Source organism: Bacillus sp. OTU2372, assembly GCF_038440275.1.
GTDB classification, from domain to species: domain Bacteria; phylum Bacillota; class Bacilli; order Bacillales; family Cytobacillaceae; genus Neobacillus; species Neobacillus bataviensis_B.
In genome coordinates this window covers 1-372 of record NZ_JASATK010000092.1, presented here as the reverse complement: position 1 = coordinate 372, position 372 = coordinate 1, and the positions used below count along the sequence as shown (strand labels likewise).

The 372-nt window shown below is 47.6% G+C and carries 3 tRNA genes; all 3 read right to left on the bottom strand.

The features are described 5' to 3' along the window. Nucleotides 1-21: 21 nt before the first annotated feature. The 3 genes from AAHB15_RS30095 to AAHB15_RS30085 all read right to left on the bottom strand — a co-directional run bounded on the left by AAHB15_RS30095 (nt 22) and on the right by AAHB15_RS30085 (nt 335). A tRNA-Leu gene (locus tag AAHB15_RS30095) sits at nt 22-110 on the bottom strand. A gap of 5 nt (nt 111-115) precedes the next feature. Beyond that, nucleotides 116-190: transfer RNA gene (locus AAHB15_RS30090), tRNA-Gly, on the bottom strand. Between the two features lie 60 nt (nt 191-250). Then, a tRNA-Leu gene (locus tag AAHB15_RS30085) sits at nt 251-335 on the bottom strand. Nucleotides 336-372 lie beyond the last annotated feature (37 nt).

Sequence of the window (372 nt, the reverse complement as noted above, 5' to 3'; positions counted from 1 at the left end):
AATGAATTTAATTAACAAAAATGGTGCCGAGGACCGGAATCGAACCGGTACGGTAGTCACCTACCGCAGGATTTTAAGTCCTGTGCGTCTGCCAGTTCCGCCACCCCGGCATTGTTGGAGCGGAAGACGGGATTCGAACCCGCGACCCCCACCTTGGCAAGGTGGTGTTCTACCACTGAACTACTTCCGCATTATGGTAATTTATTTCTTTAGTAAAATAGTTTGTTTATTTTACTTCATAAAAACAACTTGGTGCGGGTGAAGGGAGTCGAACCCCCACGCCTTGCGGCGCCAGATCCTAAGTCTGGTGCGTCTGCCAATTCCGCCACACCCGCATAAATGTTAGGTTGTTTTACTTTTGTGAAAAAACTA